General features: G+C 64.8%; 1 protein-coding gene. It reads right to left on the bottom strand.

The annotated features are described in order from the left end of the window. The coding region (locus O9280_RS15110) for a hypothetical protein (protein WP_298344593.1) at window positions 1-965 on the bottom strand (965 nt) is incomplete at its 3' end. Between the last annotated feature and the right edge of the window lie 148 nt (window positions 966-1,113).

Here is a 1,113-nt window from a genome sequence, read left to right as displayed (position 1 = left end):
ATCGCGATCGGGTTCGCAGCGAACTCGTTCAGGATCACGCTCATGCCCTGGCCGAGCAGGAGGTTGCGGCCGGCCTGGACCACGTTGTTGTTGATGACGTTCGTGATTTCCGTCTTGTAGGCCTCGTACTGGGTGCCCAGTTCGAGACGGCGGGCGTTGTTGGTCGCGCCGAGGATCGGGTTGCCCTGAACCACCGGAACCCCGGAGCCTGCGTTGAAGCGGGCCGCGCCGGTGACGGAGTCGAAGGCCCCCGTGCCGTTGAGCACCGTGATCGCATTGCCCTGCAGGTTGCGGAGTGCGATCCGGTTCTGGCCGGCGGCAGACTGGACGAACTCGGCCTTGACGCCGGCATTCATCGCGTTGATTTCGGCAACAACCGTGTCCAGGTTCTTCACGGTGGTGGTCGACCAGGTCCGGGCGACGCCGTCGGCGCCGAGGAACGAGAGCGACGAACCGGCCGCAACCGACGAACCGGCGAAGGTCGAGGCGGTGCTCAGCGCGCCGCCGGTGCCGAAGCGCAGACCCATCGGCCGGGATCCCCCGAAGCCGGTCGGCATGGAGGTGCCGTTGGTGAACTTGGAGGCGTTATACGTGCCGTCATAGCCCGAGTTGATTGCGGTCAGGTCATCCACGACCTGCTGCGAGGAGGCGCCGTCGATCGTGAAGCCGGTCTTGCCGTCGGTGGCTTCGAGGATCACCCGCGAACCCGTGCCGTTGACTTCGAAGCGCATCGTCACGCCGATATTGGCGTTGTTCAGCGCCTGGGCTACCTGGCCCCACGAGGTCGTGTTCGTCGCCCCGGTGAAGGTGTAGGTGAAGTTCTTGCCGTTATCCGAGGTGATCGACAGGCGGTGGCCGGTCGAGGCGCCGTTGACGGTGGTCGTGTCGGCGATGTTGGCGGTCGAGGTCGCCTGAACCGTCGTGGCCGAGCCGGCATTCAGCGCGTCCGAGGCCATCGTGTTCATCTGCTGCAGCAGGTTGCGGATCTGCTTCAGGGCGAGATCGGTCGACTCGAGGGTCTTGAGGGCCGTCGAGATGTTGTTGTTGACGCGGTTGAGGTTCGACGAACGGCTCAGCATCGTCTCCGACATCGTGTACTTGGTGGCGTCATCG

It is taken from the genome of Silanimonas sp. (assembly GCF_027531545.1).
Lineage (GTDB): Bacteria > Pseudomonadota > Gammaproteobacteria > Xanthomonadales > Xanthomonadaceae > Silanimonas.
The sequence above is the reverse complement of the archived record's forward strand: the minus strand, read 5'-3'. Positions and strand labels throughout refer to the sequence as shown.